Below are 13,889 nucleotides of genomic sequence, written 5' to 3'. Positions count from 1 at the left end.
ATTGCTCGGCTCAGGCTAAGGGGCAGCTAGTGCTCCGGGCCGAAACCCAGCCGCTTTACCTCAGGGTGGAGGGTCAGGCCGTGGCTGGCCAGCACCCGGCGTTGCACTTCTGCGATTAAGGCATCGATGTCACTGGCGCTGGCCTGGCCAATGTTGACGATGAAATTGGCGTGGATTGGCGAAACTTGGGCATCACCGATCTGCAGTCCTTTTAGGCCCAGCGCTTCGATCAGCTGCCCCGCTTTCTGTGGTTCTGGGTTGCGAAAAACACTGCCGCAGCTGGGCTGTTGATAGGGCTGGGTGCTGGTGCGGCTGTGCAGATTGGCACTGGTGCGCGAGGTGATGGCTGCGGGGTCGTGGCCGGCCTCCAGCTGGAAGGTGGCTGCCAGCACGATCCAGGTCTCCGCCTGGAGGCGGCTGTGGCGATAGGCGAAGTCCAGTTCCCGGGCTTCCAGCTCGAAGGGCGTTGCGGGATTGGCCGGGTCCAGCACCCGCACCGAGTGCAAACATTCGGCCGTGCAGCCGCCTTGAGCGCCCGCATTCATCACCACCGCGCCCCCCACGGTGCCTGGGATGCCCACGGCCCACTCCAGGCCGCTCAGGCCAAGCCGGGCTGCTTTGCGGGCCAGGGTGGGGATCGGTTCTCCGGCTTCCGCTTCCACCAGGCCGCTGGCGGCGTCGAGCCGGCTCCCCTGTAGCCGCCTGTTGCAGATGGTGAGGCCGGGCAGGCCGCTATCGGCGATCAGCAGGTTGGAGCCTGCGCCGATGCAGCGCAAGGACAGGCCCTGGGCCCGGGCCCAGGCCGCCAGAGAAATCAGCTCATCGCGGTCTCCAGGCTCGGCAAACCACTCCGCTGGACCTCCCACCTTCCAGGTGGTGAAGGGCTGAAGCCCAACCCCTTGGCGTAGGCCAGGGTGGCAGCTAGGGGCCGCAATCATCAGGCTCAGGCCGCCAGGGGGGCTGCAGAGGCAGCGTTGGCGCTGTCAACTGCTTGCTGGTGCTGTTCGAGGCGTTCCCAGAGGCTGTTGACGTCCCCTGCACCCATGGCGATCACCAGATCACCCTCTTGACTCTTGGCGGCCACCTGGGCGGCGAGCTCGTCGAGAGTGTTTGCCACCGCTACCGGCAGGTTGGGTGCCAGCTGCCGCACCGCCTCGGCCATGGCGGCGCTGGAGATGCCTGGAATCGGCGCTTCACCAGCGGCGTAGAGGGGCGCGATCAGCACGGAATCGGCTTCCGACAGGGCCGCTGCAAAGCCATCCAGAAACTGGGCTGTGCGGCTGTAGCGATGGGGCTGAAACACTGCAACTAAACGCCGTGGCGCCACGGGCAGGCCGCTGCGGCCGCTGTCCACCATCAGCCTGGCCATGGCCAGGGTTGCGGCCACCTCGCTGGGGTGGTGGGCGTAGTCGTCGACCACCAGCCGGCCCTGCCACAAACCGCGGAAATCAAAGCGCCGTCCTGGGGCCTGGAGGGCGGCTACCGCTTCGCTCAGCTCGGCAAATGAAACCCCCTCCAGCCGGCAGGCGGCCATGGCCGCAACCGCGTTGCTGAGGTTGTGACGACCGGGCAAGGGCAGTTCAAAGCGGCCCACCAGTTCACCGTTTTCAAAGAAGTCGGCAACGGTGCCGTCACCCCTTTGCTCTTGGGCAATCGCTGCAAAGGAGACGCCTGCGGCGCTTTCGATCGACCACCAATGGCTGGCTTTGAACCGCTCGCGCAGCACCGGGTCGTCGTGGTTTGCCAGGAGCCTTGATGTGTTGCCGGCGAATCTTTGCAGGGTGGTGATCAGGGCTTCGAGGTCGGGGTAGTGGTCCGTGTGGTCGAGTTCGACGTTGGTGAGCACGCCGAGGGATGAGCGGAATTTCACCAAGGAGCCGTCCGATTCATCCGCCTCCGCCACCAGCAGCCTGCCCTCGCCATGGCGACCGTTGCTGCCAAAGGCGGGCACGATCCCGCCTATCACTGCGGTGGGGTCGTGTTGGGTGGCCGCTAGCAGGGTGGCGATCAGGGTGCTGGTAGTGGTTTTGCCATGGCTTCCGGCTACGGCGATGGAGTCCTGGCTATTGATCAGGGCGGCCAGCACGTCGGAGCGGTGGCAGATCGCCAGGCCCATGTGACGGGCCTCCAGGAGCTCCGGGTTGGTCTCTGGTACGGCGGAGCTAATCACCACTTGAGGTGAGACCGAGGTTCCACTGCGAATAGCAGCAACCGTGGCGGCATTCTGCTCTAAAAACACCCGCACCCCCAGACGCCGCAAGCGGTCGATCACGGCGTTTTCCCTGGGGTCGGAGCCACTTACCGCGTAGCCCCTTTCCGCCAGGATCCCCGCTAGGGCAGACATGCCGATGCCGCCAACCCCAATGAAGTGGAGCGGTTGGTGACGATCGAGCAGGGGCGCCAAACGCAACTCCAAATCAGGGTTCAGGTGATCACAAAATTAAGCTGACAACAGCCCGAAAACCTTTACGAGATGCTGCGCGTTTGCGCATGGTCCTCGGCGTGCGCCCTTCCTGCAAGAGGGGAGACCGGATCAATTTCTGTATGATCTGCAGCCAAAACCACCTTCGCTAGCGGCTTTTGCCGTGATCGGCCATGACTCTGCGCGTTGCGATTAATGGATTTGGCCGGATCGGTCGCAACTTCACCCGCTGCTGGCTGAGCCGTGGGGCCAACACCGGCATCGAACTGGTGGGCATCAATGGCTCCGGTGACACCAACACCATGGCCCACCTGCTCAAGTACGACTCCATGCTCGGCCCCCTGCGGGGCGTGGAAGTCACCACCACCGAGGACACGATCGTCCTCAACGGCAAGACGATCAAAACCTTCTACGACCGCAATCCCGCCAACCTTCCCTGGAAGGAATGGGGCGTTGATCTGGTGATTGAGTCCACCGGCGTGTTTAACGACGATGTTGGCGCCAGTAAGCACTTCGAGGCTGGTGCCAAAAAGGTAATTCTCACGGCACCTGGCAAGGGCGCAAAAGTTGGCACGTTTGTGGTGGGCGTTAACGCCGATCAATACCGCCACGAAGATTGGGACATTCTCAGCAACGCCAGCTGCACCACCAACTGCATGGCTCCTGTGGTGAAAGTGCTGGATCAAGCATTCGGCATCGTCAAGGGCACGATGACGACCACCCACAGCTACACCGGTGACCAGCGCATCTTGGATGCGGCCCACCGCGACCTGCGTCGTGCCCGGGCCGCTGCGGTCAATATTGTGCCTACAAGTACCGGCGCGGCCCAGGCTGTGGCGCTGGTCTATCCGCCGATGAAGGGCAAGCTCAGCGGTATCGCTATGCGAGTGCCAACCCCGAACGTCTCGGTGGTTGACATGGTGCTTGATATCAGCCGCGACACCACCAAGGAGGAGGTGAATGCCCTATTGAAGGCTTCATCGGAAAATGCCATGAAGGGCATCATTAAGTATTGCGATCTACCTTTGGTTTCCAGCGATCATGCCGGTACCGACGAATCAACGATCATTGATTCTGAGCTCACTCTTGTAATGGGCGGCAACATGTTGAAGGTTATCGCCTGGTACGACAACGAGTGGGGTTATAGCCAGCGGGTTGTTGATCTGGCTGAAATTGTTGCCAAGCAATGGAAGTGAGCTGAGCCAAACGTCCAACTCTTAGGCCGCCCTCAAGGGCGGCTTTTTTAATGCTGAGATTGCAAGTTCAGCTATGGGGCTGGAGATTTTCGGATCCTGATAGCACTCGTGCTTTGACGATGCCGTCGTCAGCGGTGAGTTCTTCAAGAACATCAAAGCCATCCACCACATAACCGAAAGCGGCGTAGCGGCCGTCGATCAGGTTTAGGCCGGCAGGGGTCAGTTCAGGTTCGAACAGGAAGAGGAAGAACTGGGAGGAGCCGTCGTTTAGCACTTCATCGGAGTGGGCCCAGCCCAGGGTGCCCTTGGTGGAGAAGGGCAGTTCTGGTGCGGCCTTGAACATGCCGAGGTCTTCGAAGGTTTGGTTGTAGAAGGGCTCGCTCTGGCCTGGCACCTTGATCTCTAGCGGCACCTTGCGCTCCGTTTTGGTTTTCGGGTCGATGTAGCCATCATTTGGGCCTTCCGGATCGCCGGTTTGCAGCACGTAAAAATCTTCGGCGCGAATGAAGGGCAGTCCGTCGTAGAAGCCGCGTTGCACCAGATCAACAAAGGCGCCGGCGGTGAGGGGCGCGTTGTAACCGTCCACAACTGCGGTTAGGTCGCCTTTAGTGGTGGTGAGCTGCACGGTTGCCCGGCCCAATAGCCTGGGCAAATCGGCAAATTCAGCCGGAATTTGATAAGGGAACGGCCCCACCAGCAGGTCTTCGGCTTTGCCGATGCTGTTGAGGGCCTCACGGCGGGCTGCCAGGAAGGGGTCGCGCTCCTGGCTTTCGGTGGCGGCGGCGAGCACTTGCAGTTGCTCTCCGACCTGCTCCAGCAGAGCTGTGGCCTCGGTTTTCGCTGTGGCATCGAAGCCTTCGAGCATGGCTGCCTTGCGGCTGCCCAGTAGGGAAATGCAGCGCCGCACGGAGCTGGCTAGGGCTGGCCAGCGCTTAGCGCGCAGGTCGTCGCTGGTGGCCTCGAGGCGATGCTGAAGCTCCTGCAGGTCGGGGGCCTTGATTGGCAAGGCATTGCGCAGCAGCGCTGCCGGGTCGGTTACGGCGTTGCCCTGGGGCAGGGCAGCCCAGGCGGTGGGGGCAGCGAGCAGCACAACCAGCATCAAGCTGGCCACACCAGCAAACCAGCGCGCCCACGTTGAGCCATTCGCCCAGCTGGATTGGCCCCGTGCCATGGCAACACCCTGTCGTTGAGCGGACTTTGGCACAACTTCAGGGCCTCCGGAATGGTCCCGTAGAGGCCCGTTCCGGTAGCCAGCCTTACAATCCCCCAGATCTGAACCGCCGGAATGATCTCCAGCAACGACTTTCGAACCGGTACCTCAATTGAGCTGGATGGCCAGGTCTGGAGGGTCGTTGAGTTTTTGCACGTCAAGCCCGGCAAGGGATCGGCGTTCGTGCGCACCAAGCTCAAGGCGGTGCAGAGCGGCAACGTCGTGGAGAAGACCTTTCGCGCCGGCGAGATGCTGCCCCAAGCCATTCTCGAAAAGAGCACCCTCCAGCACACCTACATGGAGGGTGACGACTACGTGTTCATGGACATGGGCAGCTACGAGGAAACCCGGCTGACGGCCAAACAGATTGGTGACAGCCGCAAGTACCTCAAGGAGGGCATGGAGGTGAACGTGGTGGCCTGGAACGGCAAACCCTTGGAGGTGGAACTACCCAACTCGGTAGTGCTGGCGATCACCCAGACCGATCCGGGCGTCAAGGGCGATACGGCCACCGGCGGCACCAAGCCTGCGATCGTTGAAACGGGAGCCCAGGTGATGGTGCCCCTGTTCCTGTCGATCGGCGAGAAAATCAAGATCGATACTCGTACCGACAGCTATCTGGGCAGGGAGAACTGATCGCCATGCAGCTCAACCACGACCAGCTTCAGCACCTTCTCGCCTTGCTTGGCGAGAGCGACATCCAGGAGTTGAAGCTCGAAGGAGACGACTTCCGCTTGGAGGTGCGTCGCAACCTTCCCAGTGCAGCTCCCACGACTGTTTTTCAGGCCAGTGCCGCACCGGCCCAAGTGCTGCAGGCAGCGGCCCCCCTGCCCGTTGCACCCTCGGCTCCACCGCCACCGGCTGCTGCCAGCCGCGGCGACCTGCTTGAGGTCACAGCACCGATGGTGGCCACCTTCTATCGGGCTGCGGCCCCTGGCGAAGCGCCATTTGTGGAAGTTGGTGCCCGCATCAAAGTCGGCCAGACCGTCTGCATTCTTGAGGCAATGAAGCTGATGAATGAGCTGGAGTCTGAGGTGGGCGGTGAGGTGGTTGAAATCCTGGTGGAAAACGGTACCCCCGTGGAATTCGGTCAGGTGTTGATGCGGGTGCGGCCGGCCTGATCGGTTGCGCTGGAATCCTCAGCCCAGATCCCTTGCCGTAACCAGGGCAGCCGCCATGCTGTCGGCCCTGGCTAGGCCTTGGCCAGCGATCGCGAAGCCTGTGCCGTGATCTGGTGAGGTGCGCAAAAACGGCAACCCCAAGGTCGTGTTGACGGCGGCATCAAAGGCCAGCAATTTCACCGGGATCAGTCCCTGGTCGTGATATAGCGCCAGGTAGCCATCAGGGCCTGGTCTGGGGCCCTGCCAGGCGGCGGCTGCGCTAAGCCAGCAGGTGTCTGGTGGTAACGGCCCCTCGAGCTGCACCTCTGGATGCTGGCGGCGCCAGGCTTCCAGTGCTGCCTCCAACCAGGCGCTCTCCTCCTGCCCCAGGCGCCCCGCCTCGCCGGCATGGGGATTGAGTCCTGCCACCACTAGGTGGGGGGCTGGGTTAAAGCGCTGGCAGAAGGCCAGGAGCTTATCCAGCTTGCGTTGCACCAAGGCTCCATTGAGATGTTGGGGTACGGCGGCTAGCGGAATGTGGGTGGTTGCCAGCAGGGTGTTGAGGCGCCAGTGGCCCGCGGGTGCTAGCGCGGTAAACAGCATCGAGGCTTCGGGGCTGCCGCTGAGTTCCGCCAGCCGCTCGGTTTGGCCCGGGTAGGGGTGGCCGGCATCGTGCCAGCTGGCCTTGGCGATTGGCGCTGTCACCAAGGCCCGGCAGCGGTCGCTTTGCACCAGCTCGACGGCGGCGGTGAGCCAGTTGAAGCTCGCTGCTCCGCAGGCCGGGGTGCTGCGTCCTTGCTGGCAGCTCTCCATTAGGGGTAGATCGACAATTTCCAGCTCTGCCGGATCCCGCAGCGGTTCCCTGCTGCTGGGCTTGAGCAGCTGATAGCTGGTTTCCAGCCAGCGGCGGCAACCCACCAGTAGGGGCTGCTGGGAGCGCCATTCCTCTCTGGCCAGGGCCTTGAGAGTTACCTCAGCGCCGATGCCGGCAGGATCCCCTAGGGCAATGGCAAGCCGGGCTGGGGTGGGGTTGGATGGGGCCTGGCCGCTTGTGGTGGAGCCCATGCTGCGCTGGTTGTTGCTGGGGGGTCTGTTGCTGGGTCTGGGCACGGGGCTCAGCAAGGGCTGGATCGAGCTGCGTTGGGGGCGGTTGCTGGCTGATTTCGGCCTGCCCTACGTGGTTGATCCCGGGGATCTGCGGGACTGCCCGCCACCTAGCTCCTCCACTAAGCAGGCCCGGTAGCCCTCCCGGTAGTTGGGATAGCGCAGCTCGTAGCCCAGCTGATGGGTCAGCAGCTGGTTGCTGACTCGCCGGTTTTCGCTCCAGAAGCTGCGGGCCATGGGGCTCATGCTGCCGGCGATCTCGGTGTAGTGCTCCATTGCTGGCAGTTTGTGCCCCAGCAGGTGGGCCGCATAGCCCAGGGTCTCGCTGGAGGGGCAGGGGCAGTTGTCGGTCACATTGACCACGGTCGGGCGCTCCCCCTGCGGCCGGGCCAGGCAGTGCAGCAGGCAGCCGACGATGTCGTCGACATGTACCCGGCAAAACACCTGACCGGGCTTGTGAATGAGACGGCTCTGCCCCGCTTGCAGGGCCGCAAATGGCGAGCGGTTGGGTCCGTAGATGGCTGGCAGCCGGAATATTTGCACGGGTAGCCCTGTAGCCAGCCACGCCTGCTCCGCCGCCAGCCGGGCCTGACTACGGCCGGCTCTGGCTGGGGTTGGGGCGGTTTCGTCAACCCAGGCCCCAGCGGTGTCGCCATAGACGCCGGTGGTGGAGAGATAGCCCAGCCATTGCAGGGGCAGCTCTTGCAGGCTTGGTCCTAGTAAGCGCAGCACCGGATCGCCCTGGTCTGGATCCGGGGGCACGCAAACCACCACATCCGTGATGCCGGCCAGGGCGCCAGGGGCTGGCAGGGAGACGCCGTCTGAAGAGCTGTTGAAGGGGAGCCACTCCAGGCCGCCGCTGCTGGAACGTGGTTGGCGGCTGGTGAGGCGAACCGCCATGCCGCTGCGCTGGGCGGCCTGGGCAAGCCGCAGGCCCGTGAATCCGCCGCCGATAACCAGCAGTTGGCGGGCGGGCTTGACAAGTGCCCGGATCATGAGTACACCTGTATTATTCCTGAAGTGATCGCCATGACGGTCTCGGTTTTCACGGTCCCAGCTTTTACGGTCCCAGTTTTCACGGTCTCAGCTTTTCCGGTCTCAGCCTTTCCTGGTACAGGTTCTCGTTCCGCAAGCTCCATTGCGCCAGGCTTGCGGGCTGCTCTTGACTTCCCGGCACCAATCTCTAAGACGCCGGTCTCCCCAAGGCAACGGTCCCGCTCCAGTCGTCGTGAGATCGCCGTGCCGGCGGTGTTGGCGGGGGTGCTGCTGCTGCTGGCTTTGGTGGTTGCCCCTGAGGGACCCCAGGTTCAGGAGGCCATCTGCCAGCGCCACAACGGCGCCGAGGCCTGCCGGGTCTGGTGAGGTTCCACCAGTTCTTCCAATTGGCCGGGATGTACCCACTGCAGCAGCCGCATCGCTAGGCGCAGGTCTCCATCGGTCCAGGCACGAATCGCCATGGAGCGGCGGGGGTCGTAAAAGGTCTGCCGCCGATACCAGGCAAAGGCATCCGCATCTCCCTTGTCGCCATTACAGGCCAGACAGGCTGGCACGCAGTTCTCGGTGACACTGAGCCCGCCCCGACTCTGGGGGTGCACGTGGTCGATTGATTCCGAGCGCTCACCGCAGTAAATGCAGTGTTGGTCGGTGATGCGATGTAGGGATTGGCGCCAGCGTCTGACGCGCAATTTGGGACAGAGATCCTCTAGGAACACCCCATCCCTGGTCTGCATCAGCGCGACTCGGTTGACCAAAGTTTGCCCCCACCACATGGGGTGTCAATGTGTCGACGATTGCACTTCCGCGGATGCGCTGTCTGCTGCGGCTGGGGGCGACGGGTTTGATTGAGGTAGTTAGCCCCTACGACGCGGTTACCCAGGCCCAGTTGCGGGCGATCCGCCCCCGGGGGAGTTGGTCGGGTCGGCAGCGTTGCTGGTCATTTCCCCTAGAAGCTGCCGTCGCTTTGCAGCACGCTCTGGCAGGCCGGTTTCCTGTGCAGCCCGAGCTGGCCCAGTGGCTCGCCTGGCTGGAGCAGCCCCTGCCCCCCCTGCCGCCCCATCGGCAGTTGGTGGCGTCGGCAGATTTGGAGCAGCCCCTGCTGGATGGCCGGCTCCTCTTTGCCCATCAGCGGGCCGCGGTGCGCTGGCTGCTGGCCCGTCGCGGCGCCGTGCTGGCGGATGCCATGGGCTTGGGTAAGACGCTCACGGCCCTGATGGCGGCCCGGGCCATGGTGCGCCAAGCCGATTGCCGCATCCTGGTGATTGCCCCGGTTGGTCTGCACGACCATTGGCAGGGTGAGGCGGCCAGCCTTGGCCTGCATCTGGAGCTGCACAGCTGGGCCCGGCTTCCCGACGCCTTGCCGCCCGCCGGCACCGTGCTGATCGCCGATGAGGCCCACTTCGCCCAAAACGGCCATACCCGCCGCAGCCAGGGGCTGCTGCGCCTGGCCCGCCACCCCCGGCTGCGAGCCATCTGGCTACTGACCGGCACGCCGATGAAAAATGGCCGCCCAGCCCAGTTATTTCCCCTGCTGGCGGCGATCGGCCACCCCCTGGCTCGCGATCAACGGGCCTTTGAAGAACTCTTCTGCCAGGGTCATTGGCGCGAGCAGGGCGGACGGCGCCTCTGGCAGGCGAATGGGGCCAGCCACTTGGAAGACCTGCAGCGGCTGGTGCGGCCCTTGGTGCTGCATCGGCGTAAGCAGGATTGCCTCGACCTGCCCCCCAAGCGGCGCCAGCTCTGGCCCGTGGAGCTGGATGAGCCCTCGGCTCGAGGCTTTCAGCACCGCTTGCAGGTCAAGGTTGACGACTATCGCCGTCGGGCTGCCCTCGGTGAGGTGCGCCGCGATGCCGAGCTGCTGGCCGTGCTCACGGCCCTGCGCCAGATCGGCTCCGATTACAAACTTCCAGCCACCCGGGCCCTGGTGGCACCGTTGCTGGCCAAGGGCGAGGCGGTGGTGGTGTTTACGGCCTTCGTGGCTACGGCCGAGATGTTGCACCGCAGTTTCGAAGACAGTTGTGTCCTCACCGGCGCCCTGCCGCCGGCCCAGCGCCAGGCGCAGGTTGATGGTTTTCAGCGCGGTGACCATTCCCTGCTGATCGCTACTTATGGCACTGGGGGCCTGGGCTTCACCCTGCACCGGGCGCGGCATGTGGTGCTAGTTGAGCGCCCCTGGACCCCAGGGGATGCGGAACAGGCAGAAGATCGCTGTCACCGCATTGGCATGGGGGCCTGCCTGACCAGCCATTGGCTGCAGCTGGGCGTTGCCGACCAGTTGGTGGACGGCTTACTGGCCAGTAAGGCCGAGCGCATCTCCGTGTTGTTGCAGCGCCGCTCCCAGCTGCTGGAGCGCCGCAGTTTGCCGGCCATGATGCGAGATCTGATGGGTCGCTGGTGAGGCTGCTCAGGGTTGGGGGCGGGCTTTGCCACTGTCCACGGCTTTGGTACTGCCTTCCCTGCAGAGCTGTTGACGCAGATTCAGATCGGTGCGCAGTTGGGGATCCAGGCTGGCAGGCGGTTTAGAGCGGGCAAGGGCTGCAGCCCGGTTGATATCAGCGCAGGCTGCTATCTCGTTGCCCGCCAGGCTGTGCAGCAAGTAGCGGTCGTTGAGAGGGCCTGGGTTGGTTGGAAATGCCGCCACCACGGCATCGCAGCGGCGGATCTGCTCCTTTAGTTGGTCGAGCTGCACGGTTTGCAGGCAGTCATCGCTGCGTACCTGGCGCTGGGGTAGGGGCTCTTCAGCGCAGCCACCTGCAAGCAGCAGCAGTCCGGCCAGGGCGGCCAAGCTGCCCCCCGCTCGGCATCCGCTTCGGCATCCGTCTTGGCATCCGGCTCGGCATAAATATTGGCGCGCCTTATTGGCCCAGCCGCTCACTGCGGGAGGTGCCGCTAGGCGCTGGGCTGGTGCTTGCTTCGGGCTTGGCTTCGGGCTTTGCGAACAGGTCACCTAGGTAGCGGCCGCAGTCGGGAAACACGCTGGGGTTCTGCACCACAGCTTCCGTGATCATCACCGCGGCGTGCTCCGGGGAGGTCTTGAACAGTTTGTCGTTTTGGCGTTTGATCACCGCGTAGGCGGCATCCCAGCTCACCTGGTGGTTGTTGCCGCTGTTGCGCATAAAGCAATAGATCTGAGCCCCCTTGCCGCCTGAACCGGTGTTGGCGGCGGCGGTGTTGGCCTCAGCTGTCTGGGCCTGGCCGGGTAGGGCGAGGCTGAATCCAGCCGCGCTGCAAACCAGGATCAATAGGGCACGGCGCAGCCCGGGAATCTGCTGCGAAGTAATTTTTAGTGCCATGGCCTGGGGCGTCAACGGGGATACCGGGGCCCAACGTATCGATCTCTTTGGCCTAAGTCGAGTCTGGGGCAGGGAAGAGCCCTGGCCTTGGCTGCTGCTGGTTTGTGTGTTGTGATCGGCTCCCATGCCCTGATTGCCATGGCTTACGAGTCGGTTTCCTTCCGCATCAGCCGTAATGCTGAAGATTTGGCCCAAACCGTGCACGCCCTCTCCCAGCGGCTGGTGAGGCTGGAGCAGCGTTTGGAAGCCACGGAGCTGCAACTTGATCGCCACGAGGAGTGTGATCCCCAGGAGATCACCAGTCTCGACAACGTTGAACGACTGCTGGTTGACTGTCGCGCCTTGCTCGAGCTCACCGACAACAACGAGCTCACTGATCAAGATGAGCTCACCGACCAAAACCACGAAATGGCCGCAGCGGCTTGATCCCGGGGGCTGGCCAACGGTGTCAGAATGGGAAGAAAGCAGTTATGGCATACCCCACACCCTCCCAAAACAGTTCCACCAATCGCTGCTCACAAGCCTCGGGCTTAGCTCCGTCAGTTACCAACCAGGCTCCTTCCGGCCGCAGTGGCTACCCACCTACCTCTGGAGAGGGGGAGCATCAGCTGGAGAAGCTGGAGTTTGCACTTGCAGTGGCCCTCACCCGGGGTGATGAGCAGCGATCCCAGGCTTTGCGTGATCAAATTGCCGCGTTGGGTGGCAATCGGGAAGAGCCAGGAACCTGAAGCGCGGAGGTGGCCTGGGTTGGCTAGGTGATGTTTTCACTGGTCATGTTCGGCCTGGCGTATGATCAAAAGGAATGCTTTGATCTTGCAAGGGATATATCAACCCTTGTCAGGATGGCTAAAACCGATTTTGCGTGGGCCATTTCCGTTCAGATACCGTTGAAATGACTGCCATTTTTGCTAGTCCTGCGCGTACTTCTTCGTTGGCCGCACCCTCGGCTGATGCGCGTGAACAATTCCTTGTTTCGATTCGGGCCGATGAGGCTCGGGCCCGCCTTGCCGCTGAGCAAGGAGATTTGCCCCAGGCCGCGCGCTTCATCATTGCGGCTTTGGATGGCGAGCGTCGGATGGCGGCCACCGGCCCCCAGGTTTTGCAGCTGATCAAGCCTCGTGGCTGAATTAGGCTAATTTCTCTGGCCTAATTCGCCTCTGATCCAATTCGGCTCTGTTCCAATTCGAGGGCCTACGAATAAAGCGGGTGACCGGACTCGAACCGGCGACGTTCAGCTTGGGAAGCTGACATTCTACCACTGAATTACACCCGCAAGGTGTATAAATCAAATTAGCAGAGTCTTGGGGAGAACGGCGCAAAGGCTTGCTCTCCCCTGACGTTTGCTCAGCCCTGGGCCAGGGCTGCTGCACAGGCGGCTACGCCAGCACCGGCGCTGCCTTTGTGTAAGCCCAGATCCTGCAGGGTTGCTTCGATGGCAGCTACGGCTGTGAGCACGTCGCGATCACAAACAAAGCCCAGGTGGCCGATGCGGAACACCTTGCCCTTGAGGTGATCCTGGCCACCAGCCAGCAGAATGTCGAATTTTTCTTTCACGGCTTTGCGCATCGCTTCGGCGTCGATGCCTTCTGGTGCCACAGCGGTGATGGCCGGGCTGCCACAGCCCTCCGCGGCATAGAGGGGCAGACCAATCGCCTGCATGCCTGCTTGGGCCGCCGCCCGATGACGGGCATGGCGGGCGAAGATTTTTTCAAGACCCTCTGCCTGCATCATTTCCAGGGCTGCTTCGAGGGCGAAGTAGAGGTTGATGGCCGGGGTGAAGGGGTTGCTGTCGGCGTGGGCCGATTTGCGGTATTTGGCCAGATCCAGATAAAACTTCGGCAGATCGGAGTGCTTGCAGGCTTCCCAGGCCCGGTCGCTCATGGCCACGAAAGCCAACCCCGGCGGCATCATGTAGCCCTTCTGGGAGCCGGAGCCGATCACGTCGATGCCCCAGTCCTCCATGGGCACATTGCAGGCGCCCAGGCTGGTGACGCAGTCGGCGATGCAGAGGGCGGTGCCGTGGGCCTTGACGTGCGAGGCGATGGTCTGCAGATCGTTGATCACCCCAGTGGAGGTTTCCGAGTGGGTGAGGATCACGGCCTTGATCGCTTTGGCAGTGTCGGCTTCAAGGGCAGCGCGGAAGGCCTCCGGATCCAGGGGCTGGCCCCATTCGGCCTGGACCACCTGCACGTTCAGGCCATAGGCCTTGGCCAGCTTTACCCAGCGCTCGCCAAACTTGCCGTTATCGCCGCAGAGCACTGTGTCGCCCTTGCTCAGCACGTTGATGATTCCAGCCTCCATGGCAGCGGTGCCGCTGCCCGTGATCACCAGCACGTCGCCCTTTGTCTGATGCAGCCACTGCAGTTGTTGGGTGGTGCGTTTAACGATTTTCTGAAAGTCGGCGCTGCGGTGGCCGATCGGATGGCGGCCCATGGCAAGCAGGACGCGCTCCGGCACCGGGGTGGGGCCGGGGATCATCAGGCTGAGTTTGTCCTGCATGGCTAGGGGGTACAGCGGGCGGCGGCGGACCGCACAATCAACCACCATAAAAAACCAGTGTTCTTTCGC

Annotated in this window: 17 protein-coding genes and 1 tRNA gene; 8 read left to right on the top strand and 10 right to left on the bottom strand. The window is 63.0% G+C overall.

All coding sequences use genetic code 11. The annotated features are described in order from the left end of the window. Positions 1 to 26: 26 nt before the first annotated feature. Together murB and murC are read right to left on the bottom strand one after the other, a co-directional pair. The gene (gene murB, locus KBY75_RS00940) at positions 27 to 938 is read right to left on the bottom strand and encodes a UDP-N-acetylmuramate dehydrogenase (protein WP_255022609.1); all 912 of its coding nucleotides are present in this window, start codon (positions 936 to 938) and stop codon (positions 27 to 29) included. A gap of 5 nt (positions 939 to 943) precedes the next feature. Beyond that, positions 944 to 2,404: a UDP-N-acetylmuramate--L-alanine ligase gene (gene murC / locus KBY75_RS00935; protein ID WP_255022700.1), complete on the bottom strand. Its 1,461-nt coding sequence runs from the start codon at positions 2,402 to 2,404 to the stop codon at positions 944 to 946. Between the two features lie 191 nt (positions 2,405 to 2,595). On the opposite strand from murC, the gene gap reads away from it, so the two are divergent. Continuing rightward, positions 2,596 to 3,618, top strand: coding sequence for a type I glyceraldehyde-3-phosphate dehydrogenase (gene gap, locus KBY75_RS00930; RefSeq protein WP_254935297.1), 1,023 nt, complete (start codon positions 2,596 to 2,598; stop codon positions 3,616 to 3,618). A gap of 67 nt (positions 3,619 to 3,685) precedes the next feature. On the opposite strand, the gene KBY75_RS00925 is transcribed toward gap, so the two are convergent. Continuing rightward, entirely contained in the window at positions 3,686 to 4,789 is a 1,104-nt protein-coding gene (locus KBY75_RS00925) for a peptidylprolyl isomerase (RefSeq protein ID WP_255022608.1), read from the bottom strand. A 114-nt stretch (positions 4,790 to 4,903) separates the two neighbouring features. Here KBY75_RS00925 and efp point away from each other — a divergent pair, with 114 nt between their 5' ends. Next, positions 4,904 to 5,464 carry an elongation factor P gene (gene efp, locus KBY75_RS00920; protein ID WP_106632504.1) on the top strand — a complete coding sequence of 187 codons (561 nt, stop codon included), beginning with the start codon at positions 4,904 to 4,906 and terminating at the stop codon, positions 5,462 to 5,464. Between the two features lie 5 nt (positions 5,465 to 5,469). Beyond that, a complete protein-coding gene (gene accB, locus KBY75_RS00915) occupies positions 5,470 to 5,949 on the top strand; it encodes an acetyl-CoA carboxylase biotin carboxyl carrier protein (RefSeq protein WP_254935295.1) in 480 nt (159 codons plus the stop codon). Between the two features lie 18 nt (positions 5,950 to 5,967). Here the strand turns inward: accB and pdxA are convergent, their stop codons facing one another. Together pdxA and KBY75_RS00905 are read right to left on the bottom strand one after the other, a co-directional pair. Next, positions 5,968 to 6,993, bottom strand: coding sequence for a 4-hydroxythreonine-4-phosphate dehydrogenase PdxA (gene pdxA, locus KBY75_RS00910; RefSeq protein WP_255022699.1), 1,026 nt, complete (start codon positions 6,991 to 6,993; stop codon positions 5,968 to 5,970). 108 nt (positions 6,994 to 7,101) lie between these two features. Further along, a complete protein-coding gene (locus tag KBY75_RS00905) occupies positions 7,102 to 8,028 on the bottom strand; it encodes an SDR family oxidoreductase (protein WP_254935294.1) in 927 nt (308 codons plus the stop codon). A gap of 153 nt (positions 8,029 to 8,181) precedes the next feature. On the opposite strand from KBY75_RS00905, the gene KBY75_RS00900 reads away from it, so the two are divergent. After that, entirely contained in the window at positions 8,182 to 8,394 is a 213-nt protein-coding gene (locus tag KBY75_RS00900; protein WP_254935293.1) for a hypothetical protein, read from the top strand. On the opposite strand, the gene KBY75_RS00895 is transcribed toward KBY75_RS00900, so the two are convergent. Next, on the bottom strand, positions 8,340 to 8,762 hold the full coding sequence (locus KBY75_RS00895; protein WP_255022607.1) for an HNH endonuclease: 423 nt from the start codon (positions 8,760 to 8,762) through the stop codon (positions 8,340 to 8,342). The two genes, KBY75_RS00900 and KBY75_RS00895, sit on opposite strands and share 55 nt — an antisense overlap. 74 nt (positions 8,763 to 8,836) lie before the next feature. On the opposite strand from KBY75_RS00895, the gene KBY75_RS00890 reads away from it, so the two are divergent. Continuing rightward, positions 8,837 to 10,426 (top strand): DEAD/DEAH box helicase, encoded by a 1,590-nt coding sequence (locus tag KBY75_RS00890; RefSeq protein ID WP_255022606.1) that lies wholly within the window; start codon positions 8,837 to 8,839, stop codon positions 10,424 to 10,426. Between the two features lie 6 nt (positions 10,427 to 10,432). Here the strand turns inward: KBY75_RS00890 and KBY75_RS00885 are convergent, their stop codons facing one another. Both KBY75_RS00885 and KBY75_RS00880 read right to left on the bottom strand, forming a co-directional pair. Next, positions 10,433 to 10,813 carry a hypothetical protein gene (locus tag KBY75_RS00885; RefSeq protein ID WP_255022605.1) on the bottom strand — a complete coding sequence of 127 codons (381 nt, stop codon included), beginning with the start codon at positions 10,811 to 10,813 and terminating at the stop codon, positions 10,433 to 10,435. A 70-nt stretch (positions 10,814 to 10,883) separates the two neighbouring features. Further along, the gene (locus KBY75_RS00880) at positions 10,884 to 11,321 is read right to left on the bottom strand and encodes a DUF6554 family protein (protein WP_255022604.1); all 438 of its coding nucleotides are present in this window, start codon (positions 11,319 to 11,321) and stop codon (positions 10,884 to 10,886) included. 87 nt (positions 11,322 to 11,408) lie between these two features. Here KBY75_RS00880 and KBY75_RS00875 point away from each other — a divergent pair, with 87 nt between their 5' ends. The 3 genes from KBY75_RS00875 to KBY75_RS00865 all read left to right on the top strand — a co-directional run bounded on the left by KBY75_RS00875 (position 11,409) and on the right by KBY75_RS00865 (position 12,447). Beyond that, positions 11,409 to 11,747: a hypothetical protein gene (locus KBY75_RS00875; RefSeq protein WP_315859034.1), complete on the top strand. Its 339-nt coding sequence runs from the start codon at positions 11,409 to 11,411 to the stop codon at positions 11,745 to 11,747. Between the two features lie 44 nt (positions 11,748 to 11,791). Continuing rightward, positions 11,792 to 12,049: a hypothetical protein gene (locus KBY75_RS00870; protein WP_254935287.1), complete on the top strand. Its 258-nt coding sequence runs from the start codon at positions 11,792 to 11,794 to the stop codon at positions 12,047 to 12,049. Positions 12,050 to 12,252: 203 nt separating this feature from the next. Continuing rightward, entirely contained in the window at positions 12,253 to 12,447 is a 195-nt protein-coding gene (locus KBY75_RS00865; protein WP_254935286.1) for a hypothetical protein, read from the top strand. Between the two features lie 75 nt (positions 12,448 to 12,522). On the opposite strand, the gene KBY75_RS00860 is transcribed toward KBY75_RS00865, so the two are convergent. Next, positions 12,523 to 12,594, bottom strand: a tRNA-Gly gene (locus KBY75_RS00860). A 71-nt stretch (positions 12,595 to 12,665) separates the two neighbouring features. Next, a complete protein-coding gene (locus tag KBY75_RS00855; protein WP_255022603.1) occupies positions 12,666 to 13,820 on the bottom strand; it encodes an alanine--glyoxylate aminotransferase family protein in 1,155 nt (384 codons plus the stop codon). Positions 13,821 to 13,889: the final 69 nt, after the last annotated feature.

Source organism: Cyanobium sp. T1G-Tous (assembly GCF_024345455.1).
GTDB lineage: Bacteria > Cyanobacteriota > Cyanobacteriia > PCC-6307 > Cyanobiaceae > Cyanobium_A.
Note: the sequence above shows the minus strand (reverse complement) of the source record. Positions and strands in the feature narration are given on the sequence as shown.

Bases quoted from the DNA above. Each gene is read 5' to 3' on its own strand.
- murB (WP_255022609.1), bottom strand. From the start codon at position 938: ATGATTGCGGCCCCTAGCTGCCACCCTGGCCTACGCCAAGGGGTTGGG.
- gap (WP_254935297.1), top strand. From the start codon at position 2,596: ATGACTCTGCGCGTTGCGATTAATGGATTTGGCCGGATCGGTCGCAAC.
- KBY75_RS00925 (WP_255022608.1), bottom strand. From the start codon at position 4,789: ATGGCACGGGGCCAATCCAGCTGGGCGAATGGCTCAACGTGGGCGCGC.
- efp (WP_106632504.1), top strand. From the start codon at position 4,904: ATGATCTCCAGCAACGACTTTCGAACCGGTACCTCAATTGAGCTGGAT.
- accB (WP_254935295.1), top strand. From the start codon at position 5,470: ATGCAGCTCAACCACGACCAGCTTCAGCACCTTCTCGCCTTGCTTGGC.
- pdxA (WP_255022699.1), bottom strand. From the start codon at position 6,993: ATGGGCTCCACCACAAGCGGCCAGGCCCCATCCAACCCCACCCCAGCC.
- KBY75_RS00905 (WP_254935294.1), bottom strand. From the start codon at position 8,028: ATGATCCGGGCACTTGTCAAGCCCGCCCGCCAACTGCTGGTTATCGGC.
- KBY75_RS00895 (WP_255022607.1), bottom strand. From the start codon at position 8,762: ATGCAGACCAGGGATGGGGTGTTCCTAGAGGATCTCTGTCCCAAATTG.
- KBY75_RS00890 (WP_255022606.1), top strand. From the start codon at position 8,837: ATGCGCTGTCTGCTGCGGCTGGGGGCGACGGGTTTGATTGAGGTAGTT.
- KBY75_RS00880 (WP_255022604.1), bottom strand. From the start codon at position 11,321: ATGGCACTAAAAATTACTTCGCAGCAGATTCCCGGGCTGCGCCGTGCC.
- KBY75_RS00870 (WP_254935287.1), top strand. From the start codon at position 11,792: ATGGCATACCCCACACCCTCCCAAAACAGTTCCACCAATCGCTGCTCA.
- KBY75_RS00855 (WP_255022603.1), bottom strand. From the start codon at position 13,820: ATGCAGGACAAACTCAGCCTGATGATCCCCGGCCCCACCCCGGTGCCG.